The following is a 17,928-nucleotide window of genomic DNA, read 5'->3' on the forward strand; positions in this document are numbered from 1 at the left end:
TCCTTCTCCCGATACACACTCAGGGAGAGAAGACGCGATGTCTCATTTAAATTACAACCATCTGTACTACTTCTGGCACGTCTATAAACAGGGCTCGGTGGTGGGGGCGGCAGAGGCGCTCTACCTGACGCCGCAAACCATCACCGGGCAAATCAAGGCCCTGGAAGAGCGCCTGCAGGGCAAGCTGTTCAAGCGTAAAGGGCGTGGGATTGAACCCAGCGAATTGGGTGAACTGGTGTTCCGCTATGCGGACAAAATGTTCACCCTGAGCCAGGAGATGCTGGATATCGTCAACTACCGCAAAGAGTCGAACCTGCTCTTTGACGTGGGCGTGGCGGATGCGCTGTCCAAGCGGCTGGTGAGCGGCGTGCTGGATGCGGCGGTGGTGGAAGATGAGCAAATCCATCTGCGCTGCTTTGAATCCACCCACGAGATGCTGCTGGAACAGCTGAGCCAGCACAAGCTGGACATGATAATCTCGGACTGCCCGATCGACTCCACCCAGCAGGAAGGGCTGTTCTCGGTGAAAATTGGCGAATGCGGCGTAAGCTTCTGGTGCATTAACCCGCCGCCGGAAAAACCGTTCCCCGCGTGCCTTGAAGAGCGCCGCCTGCTGGTGCCGGGAAGACGTTCCATGCTCGGACGCAAGCTGCTGAACTGGTTTAATTCGCAGGGGCTTAAGGTAGAAATCCTCGGTGAGTTCGACGATGCGGCGCTGATGAAAGCCTTTGGCGAAGCGCATAATGCGATCTTCGTTGCGCCGACGCTGTACGCGCACGATCTCTATTCAGACGACAAGATTACGGAGATAGGCAGAGTGGATAACGTGATGGAGGAGTATCACGCCATATTTGCCGAAAGAATGATTCAGCACCCGGCGGTGCAGCGAATCTGCAACCGTGACTACTCGGCGCTGTTTACGCCACCGGCAATCTGAAGGCATAAAAAAACCCGCGTTAAGCGGGTTCTTTAAACAAGCAACAACAAGTAGCGATTAAGCCAGTTTGTTGATCTGCGCGGTCAGGTTTGCTTTATGACGCGCTGCTTTGTTTTTGTGGATCAGACCTTTAGCAGCCTGACGATCCACGATTGGTTGCATTTCGTTAAATGCGTTCTGCGCTGCAGCTTTGTCGCCTGCTTCGATTGCTGCGTATACTTTCTTGATGAAAGTACGCATCATAGAGCGACGGCTTGCGTTGTGCTTACGAGCCTTTTCAGACTGAACGGCACGTTTCTTAGCTGATTTGATATTAGCCAAGTCCAACTCCCAAATATGTTCTATGTGGACAATTCAAAGGCCGAGGAATATGCCCTCTTTGCCTTCTTTTGTCAATGGATTTGTGCAAATAAGCGCCGTTAATTAGCGACGCTACGTTACGTAGTGATGGCGCAGGATTCTACCAGCTTGTCTTCCCTGAATACAGCCTTTCGGCATAAAAATCGCAGTTCACGAGCAGATTTTTTCGCTGCGAAAGGTCAGCCTGATGAAATCATTACGGCTTTCTGTTTTGCGCGAACAATCGCCGGTTAACCTTAACCGCTGTACAAGGTATACTTTGGCGATTTTCACTGTTTTGAGCCAGACATGAAGCTGATACGCGGCATACATAATCTCAGCAGCGCGCCACACGGGTGCGTGCTGACTATTGGTAATTTCGACGGCGTGCATCGTGGTCATCAGGCGCTGTTGCAGGGATTGCGGAAAGAAGGGGAGGCCCGTGGCCTGCCCGTTGTAGTGATGATTTTCGAGCCGCAGCCGCTGGAATTGTTCGCGGGCGATAAATCTCCCGCCCGACTCACTCGCCTGCGCGAGAAATTGCGCTATCTGGCGGAGTCCGGCGTGGACTATGTATTGTGTTTACGTTTCGATCGTCGCTTTGCCGCGCTGACAGCACAAAATTTCGTCAGCGACCTGCTGGTTAAGCGTCTTGGCGTACAGTTTCTTGCCGTGGGCGATGATTTCCGCTTTGGCGCTGGTCGTCAGGGCGATTTCTTGCTATTACAGAAGGCTGGTCTGGAGTACGGATTTGACGTCACCAGCGCGATGACCTTCTGCGAAGGCGGCGTGCGCGTCAGCAGCACGGCGGTGCGTCAGGCGCTGGCTAATGATGACCTGGACACGGCAGAAACCCTGCTGGGCCATCCGTTCACCATCTCTGGCCGCGTGGTCCATGGCGATGCGCTGGGCCGCACGATTGGCTTCCCGACGGCGAATATACCGCTGCGTCGTCAGGTTTCCCCGGTTAAAGGGGTGTATGCGGTGGAAGTGGCAGGACTGGGCGATAAGCCGTTCTACGGCGTCGCCAACATTGGCACGCGTCCGACCGTCGCCGGTGTGCGTCAACAGTTAGAAGTGCACCTGCTGGACGTTGTAATGGACCTCTATGGTCGCCATATAGATGTGATACTGCGTAAAAAAATACGCAACGAGCAGCGATTTGGTTCGCTGGATGAACTAAAAGCGCAAATTGCGCGAGATGAATTGACGGCCCGCGAGTTTTTTGGGCTTTGAACCCGGCTTAACTGCCTACGTGATAAATACGGAACCGAGAATCTGATGAGTGACTATAAATCAACCCTGAATTTGCCGGAAACAGGGTTCCCGATGCGCGGCGATCTCGCCAAGCGCGAACCGGGAATGCTGGCGCGTTGGACCGATGATGACCTGTACGGCATCATTCGTGCAGCCAAAAAAGGCAAAAAAACCTTCATTCTGCATGATGGCCCTCCATATGCGAATGGCAGCATTCATATTGGTCACTCGGTTAACAAGATTCTGAAAGACATTATCGTGAAGTCCAAAGGCCTCACGGGATATGACTCGCCTTACGTTCCGGGCTGGGACTGCCACGGTCTGCCAATCGAGCTGAAAGTGGAGCAAGAGTTCGGCAAGCCGGGTGAGAAGTTCACCGCCGCCGAGTTCCGTGCGAAGTGCCGCGAATACGCAGCCACGCAGGTTGACGGTCAGCGCGCTGACTTCATCCGTCTGGGCGTGCTGGGCGACTGGTCGCACCCATACCTGACCATGGATTTCAAAACTGAAGCCAACATCATCCGTGCGCTGGGTAAAATCATCGGTAACGGCCACCTGCACAAAGGCGCTAAGCCGGTGCACTGGTGCGTGGACTGCCGCTCTGCGCTGGCAGAAGCGGAAGTTGAGTATTACGACAAAACCTCTCCGTCTATCGACGTGGCGTTCAACGCTGTCGATCAGGATGCGGTGAAAGCTAAATTTGGCGTCTCCTCGGTAAACGGCCCGATCTCTCTGGTGATCTGGACCACCACCCCGTGGACCCTGCCGGCCAACCGTGCGATCTCCCTGTCCGGTGAGTTCGAATACGCGCTGGTGCAGATTGACGGTCAGGCGGTTATCCTGGCGAAAGATCTGGTTGAGAGCGTGCTGAAGCGCGCCCATATCAGCGACTACACCGTGCTGGGCACCGTGAAAGGCGACGCGCTGGAGCTGATGCGCTTCAAGCACCCGTTCCTGGACTTCGACGTTCCGGCGATCCTGGGCGACCACGTGACGCTGGAAGCGGGTACCGGTGCGGTGCATACCGCCGGTGGCCACGGTCCTGATGACTACAACATCAGCCTGAAGTACGGTCTGGAAATCGCTAACCCGGTTGGTCCGGACGGATCTTACCTGCCAGGCACCTATCCGGCGCTGGACGGTATCAACGTCTTCAAGGCGAACGACATCATCGTCGACATGCTGCGTACCAGCGGCGCGCTGCTGCACGTTGAAAAAATGCAGCACAGCTATCCGTGCTGCTGGCGTCATAAAACGCCGATCATCTTCCGTGCGACCCCGCAGTGGTTCGTCAGCATGGATCAGAAAGGCCTGCGCGAGCAGTCTCTGAAAGAGATCAAAGGCGTGCAGTGGATCCCTGACTGGGGCCAGGCGCGTATCGAATCCATGGTGGCTAACCGTCCTGACTGGTGTATCTCCCGTCAGCGTACCTGGGGCGTGCCGATGTCTCTGTTCGTGCATAAAGAGACGCAGGAGCTGCACCCAAACACCCTGGAACTGATGGAAGAAGTGGCGAAACGCGTCGAAGTTGACGGTATTCAGGCGTGGTGGGATCTCGACTCCCGCGACATCCTGGGCGCTGACGCAGACAACTACGAGAAAGTGCCGGATACCCTGGACGTGTGGTTCGACTCCGGGTCTACCCACTCTTCCGTGGTTGACGTGCGTCCGGAATTTGCCGGTCACGCTGCCGATATGTATCTGGAAGGGTCTGACCAACACCGCGGCTGGTTCATGTCATCTCTGATGATCTCCACCGCCATGAAGGGTAAAGCGCCTTACCGTCAGGTACTGACTCACGGCTTCACCGTGGATGGTCAGGGCCGTAAGATGTCCAAATCTATCGGTAACACCGTTTCTCCGCAGGATGTGATGAACAAGCTGGGCGCAGACATTCTGCGTCTGTGGGTAGCCTCTACCGATTACACCGGCGAAATGGCGGTGTCTGACGAGATACTGAAGCGTGCTGCCGACAGCTATCGTCGTATCCGTAACACCGCGCGCTTCCTGCTGGCGAACCTGAACGGGTTCGATCCGGCAAAAGACATGGTGAAACCGGAAGAGATGGTGGTGCTGGACCGCTGGGCGGTAGGCTGCGCGAAAGCGGCGCAGGAAGATATCCTGAAAGCCTATGAGTCTTACGACTTCCACGAAGTGGTGCAGCGCCTGATGCGCTTCTGCTCCATCGAGATGGGCTCGTTCTACCTCGACATCATCAAAGACCGCCAGTACACCGCGAAAGCGGACAGCGTGGCGCGTCGTAGCTGCCAGACCGCGCTGTTCCACATCGCAGAAGCGCTGGTGCGCTGGATGGCGCCGATCATGTCCTTCACCGCGGATGAAATCTGGGGCTACCTGCCGGGCGACCGTGAGAAGTATGTGTTCACGGGCGAGTGGTACGAAGGTCTGTTCGATCTCTCCAGCACCGAAGCGATGAACGATGCCTTCTGGGACGAGCTGCTCAAAGTGCGTGGCGAAGTGAACAAGGTTATCGAGCAGGCGCGCGCGGACAAGAAAGTCGGCGGCTCTCTGGAAGCGGCAGTTACGCTGTATGCCGAACCGGAGCTGGCGGCGAAGCTGACGGCGCTGGGCGATGAATTACGATTTGTCCTGTTGACCTCCGGTGCGAAAGTTGCGGATTATGCCGATGCTTCTGCTGATGCTCAGCAGAGCGAGCTGCTCAAAGGACTGAAAGTCGCGCTGAGCAAAGCCGACGGTGAGAAATGCCCGCGTTGCTGGCATTACACCACCGATGTTGGCCAGGTGGCGGAACACGCAGACATCTGCGGACGCTGTGTAAGCAACGTCGCCGGTGACGGCGAAAAACGTAAGTTTGCCTGATGAGTAAAACTCTCTGTTCAACAGGACTGCGCTGGCTGTGGCTGGTTGTGGTGGTGCTGATTATCGATCTGGGCAGCAAGTTCCTGATCCTCCAGAATTTTGCTCTGGGGGAGACGGTTCCGCTGTTCCCGTCGCTTAACCTGCACTACGCGCGTAACTACGGCGCAGCGTTTAGTTTCCTTGCCGACAGCGGTGGCTGGCAGCGCTGGTTCTTTGCGGGTATCGCTCTCGGTATCTGCGTGATCCTCGCGGTGCTGATGTACCGCTCGAAGGCCACGCAAAAGCTGAATAACATTGCCTACGCGCTGATCATTGGCGGCGCGCTGGGCAACCTGTTTGACCGTCTGTGGCACGGCTTTGTGGTCGATATGATCGACTTCTACGTCGGCGACTGGCACTTCGCGACCTTTAACCTGGCCGATACGGCAATTTGTATCGGTGCGGCGTTAATCGTGCTGGAAGGCTTCTTGCCTAAACCGGCCGCGAAAGAGCAGGCGTAACACACTCGCCCGGTGGCGTAATGCTACCGGGCAAAACAAGCGAGCAATTTGCATGTCTAAATCCGTACAGAGCAACAGCGCGGTTCTCGTTCACTTCACGCTGAAGCTGGATGACGGCTCCACGGCCGAATCCACCCGCAATAACGGCAAACCGGCCCTGTTTCGTCTTGGCGATACCTCCCTGTCTGAAGGTCTTGAGCAGCAGCTTCTGGGCCTGAAAGAGGGTGAGAAAAAAGCCTTTTCGCTGGAGCCGGATGCCGCGTTTGGCGTGCCGAGTCCGGACCTGATCCAGTATTTCTCGCGCCGCGAGTTTATGGACGCGGGTGAACCGGAGATCGGAGCGATTATGCTCTTTACCGCTATGGACGGCAGCGAAATGCCTGGCGTGATCCGCGAGATCAACGGCGACTCTATTACCGTTGACTTCAACCATCCGCTTGCCGGGCGTACCGTTCATTTTGATGTTGAAGTGCTGGAAATCGATCCTGCACTGGAGGCCTGAAATGCAGATCCTGTTGGCTAACCCGCGCGGCTTCTGCGCCGGTGTAGACCGCGCTATCAGCATTGTTGAAAACGCGCTGGAGATTTACGGCGCGCCGATTTATGTGCGTCACGAAGTGGTGCACAACCGCTACGTGGTCGACAGCCTGCGCGAGCGCGGTGCCATCTTTATTGAACAAATCAGCGAAGTGCCGGACGGTGCGATCCTGATCTTCTCCGCGCACGGCGTCTCTCAGGCGGTACGTAACGAAGCGAAAAGCCGCGATCTGACCGTATTCGATGCCACCTGTCCGCTGGTGACAAAAGTGCATATGGAAGTGGCGCGCGCCAGCCGCCGTGGTGAAGAGTCGATTCTGATTGGCCATGCCGGTCATCCGGAAGTCGAAGGCACCATGGGCCAGTACAGCAACCCGGAAGGGGGGATGTATCTGGTTGAGTCGCCTGAAGATGTCTTTACGCTGAACGTGAAAAATGAAGCCCGTCTGTCGTTTATGACCCAGACGACGCTCTCCGTAGACGATACTTCAGACGTGATTGACGCGCTGCGTCAGCGCTTCCCGAAAATCGTTGGCCCGCGTAAGGATGATATCTGCTACGCGACCACTAACCGTCAGGAAGCGGTGCGCGCACTGGCTGAAAAGGCGGATGTGGTGCTGGTAGTCGGCTCCAAAAACTCGTCTAACTCCAACCGTCTGGCCGAACTGGCGCAACGCATGGGGAAAGCGGCTTTCCTGATTGATGACGCGTCGGATATTCAGGAAGCGTGGGTTAAGCACGCGGCCTGTGTCGGCGTGACGGCCGGGGCGTCTGCGCCAGATATTCTGGTACAGAACGTCATTTCTCGTTTGCAGGAACTGGGCGGTGGCGAAGCGGTGCCGCTGGAAGGGCGTGAAGAAAACATTGTTTTTGAAGTCCCGAAAGAACTGCGCATCGACGCCCGCGAAGTCGAATAGTCCTTTTTCTGATGAAAGGCCAGCACCTCCTGTGCTGGCCTTTTTTTTACCCGTTACTTTATCGTGACGACAAAATCATGTCTTTTACTGATATTTAAGTCGGTTTCACGTTAAATTCTAATTATCGGTGTTTTCAGTTGGCAGTGCTTCTCAAGGCTGGTTAATCTGAAAACGGTTTACATCATTTTAACGTAAGAGAATAACTATGCATGATGCACAGATCCGTGTCGCCATTGCGGGCGCGGGTGGACGTATGGGCCGTCAGCTTATTCAGGCGGCACTTCAGATGGATGGCGTCGCGCTTGGCGCGGCACTGGAACGTGAAGGTTCTTCACTTCTGGGGACCGATGCCGGTGAGCTGGCGGGCGCAGGCCACACGGGCGTTACCGTGCAAAGCAGCCTGGAGGCGGTAAAAGAGGACTTCGATGTATTCATCGATTTTACCCGCCCGGAAGGGACGCTCGCGCATCTGGCGTTTTGTCGTCAGCACGGCAAGGGGATGGTGATTGGCACCACCGGTTTTGACGATGCGGGCAAGCAGGCTATCCAGGATGCATCAAAAGAGATTGCGATTGTCTTCGCGGCAAACTTCAGCGTGGGCGTTAACGTCATGCTGAAGCTGCTGGAGAAGGCCGCGAAGGTGATGGGTAACTATACCGATATCGAGATCGTAGAAGCTCACCACCGTTACAAAGTTGATGCGCCATCAGGTACGGCGCTGGCGATGGGCGAAGCGATTGCTCATGCACTTGATAAAGATTTAAAAGACTGCGCGGTCTATACGCGTGAAGGTTACACCGGCGAACGCGTTCCTGGCACTATTGGTTTCGCAACCGTTCGAGCGGGTGACATCGTCGGCGAACACACGGCGATGTTCGCCGATATTGGCGAACGCGTCGAAATTACGCATAAAGCCTCCAGCCGAATGACGTTCGCCAACGGCGCCGTACGTTCCGCCTTGTGGCTTAAAAACAAGAAAGATGGCCTTTTTGATATGCGAGATGTGCTCGATCTCAACAATTTGTAAGCATTATTACCCATCGTGATGTGGTTATTGCAGTCGTAATTGTTTGATTGCATAGGGCAATATTTTATTGCCCTTTTATTTTATCTGTTTCATAGCGTATTTTTACTTAATGCTCTAAATATCTATCTATTATAGCGTTTTAACGTTACTGAAATGTAAATTTTGACCATCTGGTCCACTTTATGGTGCTGCGCTAGCTCATTTTTCATTAAACCTGGCACGCAAGCGTTTTCCGCAGTGATTTACCTGATCTTTTTGTCGCTTAAGCCGCATTCCACTCGCCAGGCTTGCAAAAGAGTAAACAAAATATCCGTTTTAAGTTGACTTTTACCCACCAAATCCCCAGAATGCCGCCGTTTGCCAAAAATCCGCTGGCAACACATTTGCATTGATCCATGACATGCTATGAATTAATATGCAAATAAAGTGAGTGAATATTCTCTGGAGGGTGTTTTGATTAAGTCAGCGCTATTGGTTCTGGAAGACGGAACCCAGTTTATCGGTCGGGCCATAGGGGCAACGGGTTCGGCGGTTGGGGAAGTCGTTTTCAATACTTCAATGACCGGTTATCAAGAAATCCTCACTGATCCTTCCTATTCTCGCCAAATCGTTACTCTTACTTATCCTCATATCGGCAATGTCGGCACCAATGCGGCTGACGAAGAATCTTCTCAGGTACATGCGCAAGGCCTGGTCATCCGCGACCTGCCGCTGATTGCCAGCAACTTCCGCAATACCGAAGACCTCTCTTCTTACCTGAAGCGCCATAACATCGTGGCGATTGCCGATATCGATACCCGTAAGTTAACGCGTCTGCTGCGCGAGAAGGGTGCACAGAACGGCTGCATCATCGCGGGTGATAACCTCGATGCGACGCTGGCGCTGGAAAAAGCGAAAGCCTTCCCGGGCCTGAACGGCATGGACCTGGCGAAAGAAGTGACGACCGCTGAAGCCTACAGCTGGACTCAGGGTAGCTGGACGCTGGAAGGCGACCTGCCTGAAGCGAAAAAAGAGAGCGAGCTGCCGTTCCACGTGGTGGCCTACGATTTCGGCGCCAAGCGCAACATCCTGCGCATGCTGGTTGACCGCGGCTGCCGCCTGACGGTGGTTCCGGCACAAACGTCTGCCGAAGACGTGCTGAAGATGAATCCGGACGGTATTTTCCTGTCCAACGGCCCTGGCGACCCGGCGCCGTGCGATTACGCCATCGCCGCCATCAAGTCCTTCCTGGAAACCGACATCCCGGTATTCGGCATCTGCCTTGGCCATCAGCTGCTGGCGCTGGCGAGCGGTGCGAACACCGTTAAGATGAAGTTCGGCCACCACGGTGGTAACCACCCGGTGAAAGACATCGATAACAACACGGTGATGATCACCGCGCAGAACCACGGCTTTGCTGTCGATGAATCCTTGATGCCGGCTAACCTGCGCGTGACCCATAAGTCGCTGTTCGATGGCACCCTGCAGGGAATTCATCGCACCGATAAGCCAGCATTCAGCTTCCAGGGTCACCCGGAAGCCAGCCCGGGCCCACACGACGCCGCGCCGCTGTTCGATCACTTCATCGAACTTATCGAGCAATACCGTAAGACCGCTAAATAATCAGGAGCCGAGAAGACAATGCCAAAACGTACAGACATAAAAAGCATCCTGATCCTTGGCGCTGGCCCGATCGTCATCGGCCAGGCCTGCGAATTCGACTACTCCGGCGCGCAGGCGTGTAAAGCCCTGCGTGAAGAGGGTTACCGCGTAATCCTGGTAAACTCTAACCCGGCAACCATCATGACCGACCCGGAAATGGCCGATGCGACCTATATCGAGCCGATTCACTGGGAAGTGGTACGTAAAATCATCGAGAAAGAGCGTCCGGACGCGGTGCTGCCAACCATGGGCGGCCAGACGGCGCTGAACTGTGCGCTGGAGCTGGAGCGTCAGGGCGTGCTGGAAGAGTTCGGCGTGACCATGATTGGTGCGACCGCCGACGCGATTGATAAAGCAGAAGACCGTCGCCGCTTCGACGTGGCTATGAAGAAAATCGGCCTCGACACCGCGCGTTCCGGTATCGCACACAATATGGAAGAAGCGCTGGCCGTCGCGGCTGACGTGGGCTATCCGTGCATCATCCGTCCATCGTTCACCATGGGCGGCACCGGCGGCGGTATCGCCTATAACCGCGAAGAGTTCGAAGAGATTTGCGAACGCGGTCTGGATCTCTCTCCAACCAAAGAGCTGCTGATTGATGAATCGCTGATTGGCTGGAAAGAGTACGAGATGGAAGTGGTGCGTGATAAAAACGACAACTGCATCATCGTCTGCTCCATCGAAAACTTCGATGCGATGGGTATCCACACCGGTGACTCCATCACCGTTGCGCCAGCCCAGACCCTGACCGACAAAGAGTATCAAATCATGCGTAACGCCTCGATGGCGGTACTGCGTGAAATCGGCGTGGAAACCGGCGGTTCTAACGTGCAGTTCTCGGTGAACCCGAAAACAGGCCGTCTGATTGTTATCGAAATGAACCCGCGCGTGTCCCGTTCCTCCGCGCTGGCCTCTAAAGCGACCGGCTTCCCGATTGCGAAAGTGGCGGCGAAGCTGGCGGTGGGTTACACCCTCGACGAGCTGATGAACGACATCACCGGTGGCCGCACCCCTGCGTCCTTCGAGCCGTCCATCGACTACGTTGTGACCAAAATTCCACGCTTCAACTTCGAGAAATTCGCGGGCGCGAACGACCGTCTGACCACCCAGATGAAATCTGTCGGTGAAGTGATGGCGATTGGCCGCACGCAGCAGGAATCCCTGCAGAAAGCGCTGCGCGGCCTCGAAGTCGGCGCGACCGGTTTTGACCCGAAAGTGAGCCTGGACGACCCGGAAGCGCTGACCAAAATCCGCCGCGAGCTGAAAGACGCGGGCGCAGAGCGTATCTGGTATATCGCCGATGCCTTCCGTGCGGGCCTGTCCGTCGACGGCGTGTTCAACCTGACCAACATCGACCGCTGGTTCCTGGTGCAGATTGAAGAGCTGGTGCGTCTGGAAGAGCAGGTAGCGGAGCTGGGCATCAACGGCCTGGACGCTGACTTCCTGCGCGTGCTGAAGCGCAAAGGCTTCGCCGATGCGCGTCTGGCTAAGCTGGCGGGCGTGCGTGAAGCGGAAATCCGCAAGCTGCGCGACCAGTACGACCTGCACCCGGTCTACAAGCGCGTGGACACCTGTGCGGCTGAATTCTCGACCGACACCGCCTACATGTACTCCACCTATGAAGACGAGTGCGAAGCGAACCCGTCCGTCGACCGCGACAAGATTATGGTGCTGGGCGGCGGTCCAAACCGTATCGGCCAGGGCATCGAGTTCGACTACTGCTGCGTACACGCCTCGCTGGCGCTGCGCGAAGACGGTTACGAGACCATCATGGTCAACTGTAACCCGGAAACCGTCTCTACCGACTACGACACCTCTGATCGCCTCTACTTCGAGCCGGTTACCCTGGAAGACGTGCTGGAAATCGTGCGCATCGAGAAGCCAAAAGGCGTTATCGTGCAGTACGGCGGCCAGACCCCGCTGAAGCTGGCGCGCGCGCTGGAAGCAGCAGGCGTGCCGGTTATCGGCACCAGCCCGGACGCGATTGACCGTGCGGAAGACCGCGAGCGTTTCCAGCAGGCGGTTGACCGTCTGAAGCTGAAACAGCCGGCGAACGCCACCGTCACCGCCATTGAAATGGCCGTTGAGAAGGCGAAAGAGATTGGCTACCCGCTGGTGGTGCGTCCTTCCTACGTGCTGGGCGGCCGCGCGATGGAAATCGTGTATGACGAAGCCGACCTGCGTCGCTACTTCCAGACCGCGGTGAGCGTCTCCAACGATGCGCCTGTGCTGCTCGACCGCTTCCTCGACGACGCGGTAGAAGTGGACGTTGACGCCATCTGCGACGGCGAAATGGTGCTGATTGGCGGCATCATGGAGCACATCGAGCAGGCGGGCGTGCACTCCGGCGACTCCGCCTGTTCTCTGCCAGCCTACACGCTGAGCCAGGAGATTCAGGACGTGATGCGCCAGCAGGTGCAGAAGCTGGCCTTCGAGCTGCAGGTTCGCGGTCTGATGAACGTCCAGTTTGCGGTGAAAGACAACGAAGTCTACCTGATTGAAGTCAACCCGCGTGCGGCACGTACCGTACCGTTCGTCTCCAAAGCCACCGGCGTACCGCTGGCGAAAGTGGCGGCGCGCGTGATGGCGGGCCAGACGCTGGCGCAGCAGGGCGTGACCAAAGAGATCATTCCACCGTACTACTCGGTGAAAGAAGTGGTGCTGCCGTTCAACAAATTCCCGGGCGTTGACCCGCTGTTAGGGCCAGAAATGCGCTCTACCGGGGAAGTGATGGGCGTGGGCCGCACCTTCGCAGAAGCGTTCGCGAAGGCGCAGCTGGGCAGTAGCTCCACCATGAGAAAATCAGGCCGTGCGCTGCTCTCCGTTCGCGAAGGCGACAAAGAGCGCGTGGTTGACCTGGCCGCCAAGCTGCTGAAACAGGGCTTCGAGCTGGACGCGACCCACGGTACCGCGATTGTGCTGGGCGAAGCCGGCATCAACCCGCGTCTGGTGAACAAGGTGCATGAAGGTCGTCCGCACATTCAGGACCGTATCAAGAATGGCGAATACACCTACATCATCAACACCACCGCAGGCCGCCAGGCGATTGAAGACTCCAAGCTGATTCGCCGCAGCGCGCTGCAGTACAAAGTGCACTACGACACCACCCTGAACGGCGGTTTCGCGACGGCCATGGCGCTGAACGCGGATGCCACCGAGAAGGTGATTTCAGTGCAGGAAATGCACGCGCAGATTAGCAAATAAGTAAAAATGCCCGGTGCCGTTCGGCTGCCGGGCATTCTCCCATCTTCAGAACCTTCTGGTTTTTCATCCGCTTTCAGTCAGTTAGCCTAAAATAGTTAGGTCGATAACGAAATTCAACTGAGAGCAGGGGAAAACACCATGCAAAATAAATTACTGATCGCTTCCGTTCTGGCTGCCACGACAATGTTTACCGTTGCGGGCTGTTCGTCTAATCAGGCCGTAAAAACCACCGATGGCAAAACCATTGTCACCGACGGCAAACCTCAGGTGGATGACGATACCGGTCTGGTGTCGTACAAAAACGCCGAAACCGGTCAAACCGAGCAGATCAACCGTGACCAGGTGAAATCCATGGGCGAGCTAGATAACTAATTCAGAATTCTGACGTAAGCCCGTCAATAATATTCACTATTAGCCTGTTGAATTACTGACTACACTCTTTTGTTAAAAGAAAGCAGTAACAACAGGCTAATCAATGATTCTGATAATTTATGCCCATCCTTATCCGCAGCACTCGCATGCGAATAAGCGGATGCTTGAGCAGGTAAGGACGCTTGATAACGTAGAGATACGTTCCCTCTATCAACTTTATCCCGATTTTAATATCGATATCGCCGCCGAACAGGAGGCGCTCTCCCGTGCCGATCTGATTATCTGGCAGCATCCAATGCAGTGGTACAGCACGCCCCCGCTCCTGAAACTGTGGATTGATAAAGTCTTCTCCCACGGCTGGGCGTATGGCCACAACGGCAATGCGCTAAAAGGAAAAAGCCTGATGTGGGCGGTTACCACCGGCGGTGGGGAAAGCCATTTTGATATCGGTTCCTTCCCGGGGTTTGACGTCCTGGCGCAGCCGCTGCAGGCGACCGCGCTCTATTGCGGTCTGAACTGGCTCCCGCCGTTTGCGATGCACTGCACGTTTGTTTGCGACGATGAAACGCTGCAGGCGCAGGCTCGTCATTATAAACAACGCTTACTTGAGTGGCAGGAGACGCACCATGGATAGCCATACGCTGATACAGGCGCTGATTTACCTCGGCGCGGCGGCGCTGATTGTGCCCGTGGCGGTACGCCTGGGGCTGGGTTCGGTGCTCGGCTACCTGATTGCAGGCTGCGTCATTGGGCCGTGGGGCTTTAGACTGGTCACGGATGCCGAGGCGATTCTCCATTTCGCTGAGATTGGCGTGGTGCTGATGCTGTTTGTGATTGGCCTGGAGCTCGACCCGCAGCGGCTGTGGAAGCTTCGCGCCTCGGTATTTGGCGGTGGTGCGCTGCAGATGGTGGCCTGCGGCCTGCTGCTGGGTGGGTTCTGCATCCTGTTGGGTATGGACTGGAAAGTGGCAGAGCTTATCGGCATGACGCTGGCGCTCTCCTCGACGGCGATTGCCATGCAGGCGATGAACGAGCGAAATCTGACGGTCTCCCAGATGGGACGCAGCGCGTTCTCGGTGCTGCTGTTCCAGGACATTGCCGCTATCCCGCTGGTGGCGATGATCCCGCTGCTGGCGGCCAGCGGTTCCTCTACCACGCTGGGCGCTTTCGCGCTGTCGGCGCTGAAGGTGGCGGGCGCGCTGGCGCTGGTGGTGCTGCTTGGCCGCTACGTGACCCGCCCGCTGCTGCGGTTTGTCGCTCGTTCTGGTCTGCGCGAAGTGTTCAGCGCCGTGGCGCTGTTCCTGGTGTTTGGCTTCGGTCTGCTGCTGGAGGAGGCCGGGCTGTCGATGGCGATGGGGGCGTTCCTCGCAGGCGTGCTGCTGGCGAGCTCTGAATACCGTCACGCGCTGGAAAGCGATATCGAGCCGTTCAAAGGGTTGCTGCTGGGACTGTTTTTCATCGGCGTCGGGATGTCCGTCGACTTCGGCACGCTGGTGACGCATCCGCTGCGGATCGTCATCCTGCTCGTCGGCTTCCTGGTCATTAAAATGGTGATGCTGTGGCTGATTGCTCGCCCACTGAACGTGCCGGGCAGGCAGCGCCGCTGGTTCGCCGTGCTGCTGGGGCAGGGGAGTGAATTTGCGTTCGTGGTGTTTGGCGCCGCGCAGATGGCAAACGTGCTCGATCCCGAGTGGGCGAAGGCGCTGACGCTGGCGGTCGCCCTGTCGATGGCGGCGACGCCGGTGCTGCTGGTGGTGCTGACGCGTCTGGAAAAATCGGACAGCGGGCAGGAGCGCGAGGCCGACGAGATCGACGAGGAGCAGCCGCGCGTCATCATCGCCGGATTTGGCCGCTACGGGCAGATCGTGGGTCGTTTACTGCTGTCGAGCGGGGTGAAAATGGTCATCCTCGATCACGACCCCGACCATGTCGATACCCTGCGTAAATTTGATATGAAGGTGTTTTACGGGGATGCAACCCGCGTCGATCTGCTGGAATCCGCCGGGGCGGCAAAAGCCGAGGTGTTAATTAACGCCATTGACGATCCGGAAACCAGCATGCAGATGGTGGAGCTGGTAAAAGAGCATTTCCCGGCGCTGACTATTATCTCCCGCGCGCGCGATGTAGATCACTACATCCGGCTGCGGCAGGCGGGCGTAGACGCGCCCGAGCGTGAAACCTTCGAAGGTGCGCTGAAGTCTGGCCGCATGGCGCTGGAAAATCTTGGACTTGGCGCGTATGAAGCACGCGAACGGGCAGACCTGTTCCGCCGCTTTAATACCGAGATGGTCGAAGAGATGGCGGCGATGGCTGGCAGTACCGCCACCGAGCGTGCGGCGGTGTTCAAACGCACCAGCGCGATGCTGACGGAAATCATTAACGAGGACCGTAACCACCTGTCGCTGATCCAGCGCCATGGCTGGCAGGGCACGGAAGAGGGCAAGCATACCGGTGATCCGGCTGACGAGCCCGAGAGTAAACCTTCCGCGTGAAGTGGAGTTGCCAGCAATATTAAAAAATTTCTTTATCTTTACCCTGCCGCCAGTCGACGAAAGATTAAGCTTTCCGTATAGTGGCGGCAATTTTTTGCATCCGGGAAATTTTCAATGATCAGTCTGATTGCAGCGCTGGCGGTGGACCGCGTTATCGGTATGGAAAATGCCATGCCGTGGAACCTGCCTGCCGATCTTGCATGGTTTAAACGTACTACGTTAAACAAGCCGGTAGTGATGGGCCGCCTGACCTGGGAGTCGATTGGTCGTCCATTGCCGGGCCGTAAGAATATCGTTATCAGCAGCCAGCCGGGCACTGACGATCGCGTCGAATGGGTAAAATCAGTCGACGAGGCGATTGCTGCATGCGGTAATGCCGAAGAGATCATGGTGATCGGCGGTGGGCGCGTGTACGAGCAGTTCCTGCCAAAAGCGCAGAAGCTGTATCTGACCCACATTGATGCAGAAGTGGAAGGGGATACTCATTTCCCGGACTACGATCCGGACGAGTGGGAATCGGTATTCAGCGAATTCCACGACGCGGATGCACAGAACTCCCACAGCTACTGCTTCGAGATTCTGGAACGTCGTTAAGTGATTTTCCCTCTCCCGGCCGGGAGAGGGAATTACGTATCAGGAGGCAACGGCCTCGCTTTCCCCCAGGTCCAGCTGTCGGTTGGACGGCTGCACAAAGTAAGCTTTATCTTCCCAGCGTAAGCAGGTTAACTCTCCGCCCCAGCAGCATCCGGTATCCAGACCGTAAATCCCTTCCGGTGTTCCTTTTCCTTCCAGTGCAGCCCAGTGGCCAAATACCACGCTGTACTCGCTTGTCACCGGTCCCGGAATGGCAAACCACGGTTTCAGCGGAGCGGGCGCGCTTTCCGGCGTCTCTTTGGAATACATATCCAGCTGTCCGTTCGGGAAGCAGAAGCGCATGCGGGTGAACGCGTTGGTGATAAAGCGCAGACGGGCCAGACCGCTGAGATCCTCGCTCCAGTGGTTCGGCATATCGCCGTACATGGCATCGAGGAAGAAAGGATACGAGTCGCTTGCCAGCACCGCCTCAACGTCACGCGCGCAGGTTTTCGCCGTCTCAAGATCCCATTGCGGGGTGATTCCGGCATGCGCCATGACCAGCTTTTTCTCTTCGTCGATCTGCAGCAGGGGCTGACGGCGCAGCCAGTTAATCAGATCGTCCGCGTCCGGCGCATCCAGCAGTGGGGTGAGGCGATCTTTAGGTTTGTTGCGGCTGATCCCGGCGAAAACCGCCAGCAGATGCAGATCGTGATTGCCCAGCACCATGCGGACGCTGTCGCCCAGCGATTTGACGAAACGTAATACTTCAAGGGAGCCGGGGCCACGCGCGACTAAATCGCCCGTCAGCCAGAGCGTGTCCTGTCCTGGCGTAAAGTCGACCTGTTTTAATAATGCGATCAGTTCATCGTAGCAACCGTGAACGTCGCCAATCAGATATGTAGACATTAGATTAATGAATGAGTGTGGTTACGGCGAGACGGAACACAGGAATGGCAACGCGGAAATCATTGCCATCGACGTCGACCATTTCATAATGGCCCTGCATGGTACCCATCGGCGTTTCAATCACCGCGCCGCTGGTGTACTGATACTCTTCGCCAGGGGCGATGTGGGGCTGTTCACCGACCACACCTTCGCCCTGAACTTCGATTTCGCGGCCATTGCCGTTAGTGATAAGCCAGTAGCGCCCGCGCAGCTGCACGGGCATCCGCCCCAGATTGCGAATGGTCACGGTGTAAGCGAAAACAAAACGTTCTTCGTCCGGTGAGGACTGTGATTCAACATAGACGCTTTGTACATGGACACATACGCGGGGCGAATCAATCAT

The 17,928-nt window shown here is 56.5% G+C and carries 16 protein-coding genes and 1 pseudogene; 14 read left to right on the plus strand and 3 right to left on the minus strand.

Going from position 1 to position 17,928, the window contains the following annotated elements:
- Positions 1 to 37: 37 nt before the first annotated feature.
- A complete protein-coding gene (gene nhaR / locus NI40_RS03250) occupies positions 38 to 937 on the plus strand; it encodes a transcriptional activator NhaR (RefSeq protein WP_032660752.1) in 900 nt (299 codons plus the stop codon).
- A 57-nt stretch (positions 938 to 994) separates the two neighbouring features.
- Here the strand turns inward: nhaR and rpsT are convergent, their stop codons facing one another.
- Positions 995 to 1,258, minus strand: coding sequence for a 30S ribosomal protein S20 (rpsT, locus tag NI40_RS03255; protein WP_003856458.1), 264 nt, complete (start codon positions 1,256 to 1,258; stop codon positions 995 to 997).
- A 101-nt stretch (positions 1,259 to 1,359) separates the two neighbouring features.
- Here rpsT and NI40_RS24255 point away from each other — a divergent pair.
- The 13 genes and pseudogenes from NI40_RS24255 to folA all read left to right on the plus strand — a co-directional run bounded on the left by NI40_RS24255 (position 1,360) and on the right by folA (position 16,658).
- Positions 1,360 to 1,578 (plus strand): annotated as a pseudogene (locus NI40_RS24255) (DUF2575 domain-containing protein).
- A gap of 7 nt (positions 1,579 to 1,585) precedes the next feature.
- Positions 1,586 to 2,512, plus strand: a complete 927-nt coding sequence (ribF, locus tag NI40_RS03260; protein ID WP_023310350.1) for a bifunctional riboflavin kinase/FAD synthetase — start codon at positions 1,586 to 1,588, stop codon at positions 2,510 to 2,512.
- Positions 2,513 to 2,557: 45 nt separating this feature from the next.
- A complete protein-coding gene (ileS, locus tag NI40_RS03265; protein ID WP_039260853.1) occupies positions 2,558 to 5,374 on the plus strand; it encodes an isoleucine--tRNA ligase in 2,817 nt (938 codons plus the stop codon).
- On the plus strand, positions 5,374 to 5,874 hold the full coding sequence (gene lspA / locus NI40_RS03270; protein WP_033144602.1) for a signal peptidase II: 501 nt from the start codon (positions 5,374 to 5,376) through the stop codon (positions 5,872 to 5,874). The genes ileS and lspA overlap by 1 nt, the downstream gene beginning before the upstream one ends.
- Before the next feature lie 52 nt (positions 5,875 to 5,926).
- Entirely contained in the window at positions 5,927 to 6,376 is a 450-nt protein-coding gene (gene fkpB, locus NI40_RS03275) for an FKBP-type peptidyl-prolyl cis-trans isomerase (RefSeq protein ID WP_003856450.1), read from the plus strand.
- Between the two features lies 1 nt (position 6,377).
- On the plus strand, positions 6,378 to 7,328 hold the full coding sequence (gene ispH / locus NI40_RS03280) for a 4-hydroxy-3-methylbut-2-enyl diphosphate reductase (RefSeq protein ID WP_033144603.1): 951 nt from the start codon (positions 6,378 to 6,380) through the stop codon (positions 7,326 to 7,328).
- A 205-nt stretch (positions 7,329 to 7,533) separates the two neighbouring features.
- The gene (gene dapB, locus NI40_RS03285; RefSeq protein WP_029740868.1) at positions 7,534 to 8,355 is read left to right on the plus strand and encodes a 4-hydroxy-tetrahydrodipicolinate reductase; all 822 of its coding nucleotides are present in this window, start codon (positions 7,534 to 7,536) and stop codon (positions 8,353 to 8,355) included.
- 453 nt (positions 8,356 to 8,808) lie between these two features.
- A complete protein-coding gene (carA, locus tag NI40_RS03290) occupies positions 8,809 to 9,957 on the plus strand; it encodes a glutamine-hydrolyzing carbamoyl-phosphate synthase small subunit (RefSeq protein ID WP_039260851.1) in 1,149 nt (382 codons plus the stop codon).
- A gap of 18 nt (positions 9,958 to 9,975) precedes the next feature.
- A complete protein-coding gene (carB, locus tag NI40_RS03295; protein WP_039260850.1) occupies positions 9,976 to 13,200 on the plus strand; it encodes a carbamoyl-phosphate synthase large subunit in 3,225 nt (1,074 codons plus the stop codon).
- Positions 13,201 to 13,338: 138 nt separating this feature from the next.
- Positions 13,339 to 13,572 carry a YgdI/YgdR family lipoprotein gene (locus tag NI40_RS03300; RefSeq protein ID WP_023310357.1) on the plus strand — a complete coding sequence of 78 codons (234 nt, stop codon included), beginning with the start codon at positions 13,339 to 13,341 and terminating at the stop codon, positions 13,570 to 13,572.
- A 103-nt stretch (positions 13,573 to 13,675) separates the two neighbouring features.
- The gene (gene kefF / locus NI40_RS03305) at positions 13,676 to 14,206 is read left to right on the plus strand and encodes a glutathione-regulated potassium-efflux system oxidoreductase KefF (protein ID WP_023310358.1); all 531 of its coding nucleotides are present in this window, start codon (positions 13,676 to 13,678) and stop codon (positions 14,204 to 14,206) included.
- Positions 14,199 to 16,064 (plus strand): glutathione-regulated potassium-efflux system protein KefC, encoded by a 1,866-nt coding sequence (kefC, locus tag NI40_RS03310; protein ID WP_033144606.1) that lies wholly within the window; start codon positions 14,199 to 14,201, stop codon positions 16,062 to 16,064. Before kefF ends, kefC begins: the two co-directional genes overlap by 8 nt.
- Positions 16,065 to 16,178: 114 nt before the next feature.
- Positions 16,179 to 16,658 (plus strand): type 3 dihydrofolate reductase, encoded by a 480-nt coding sequence (gene folA / locus NI40_RS03315; RefSeq protein ID WP_008502023.1) that lies wholly within the window; start codon positions 16,179 to 16,181, stop codon positions 16,656 to 16,658.
- A gap of 39 nt (positions 16,659 to 16,697) precedes the next feature.
- On the opposite strand, the gene apaH is transcribed toward folA, so the two are convergent.
- Positions 16,698 to 17,546, minus strand: coding sequence for a bis(5'-nucleosyl)-tetraphosphatase (symmetrical) ApaH (gene apaH, locus NI40_RS03320; protein WP_023310360.1), 849 nt, complete (start codon positions 17,544 to 17,546; stop codon positions 16,698 to 16,700).
- 4 nt (positions 17,547 to 17,550) lie between these two features.
- A complete protein-coding gene (gene apaG / locus NI40_RS03325; RefSeq protein ID WP_023310361.1) occupies positions 17,551 to 17,928 on the minus strand; it encodes a Co2+/Mg2+ efflux protein ApaG in 378 nt (125 codons plus the stop codon).

It is taken from the genome of Enterobacter sp. E20 (assembly GCF_000801755.2).
In the GTDB taxonomy this organism is placed as follows: domain Bacteria; phylum Pseudomonadota; class Gammaproteobacteria; order Enterobacterales; family Enterobacteriaceae; genus Enterobacter; species Enterobacter asburiae_B.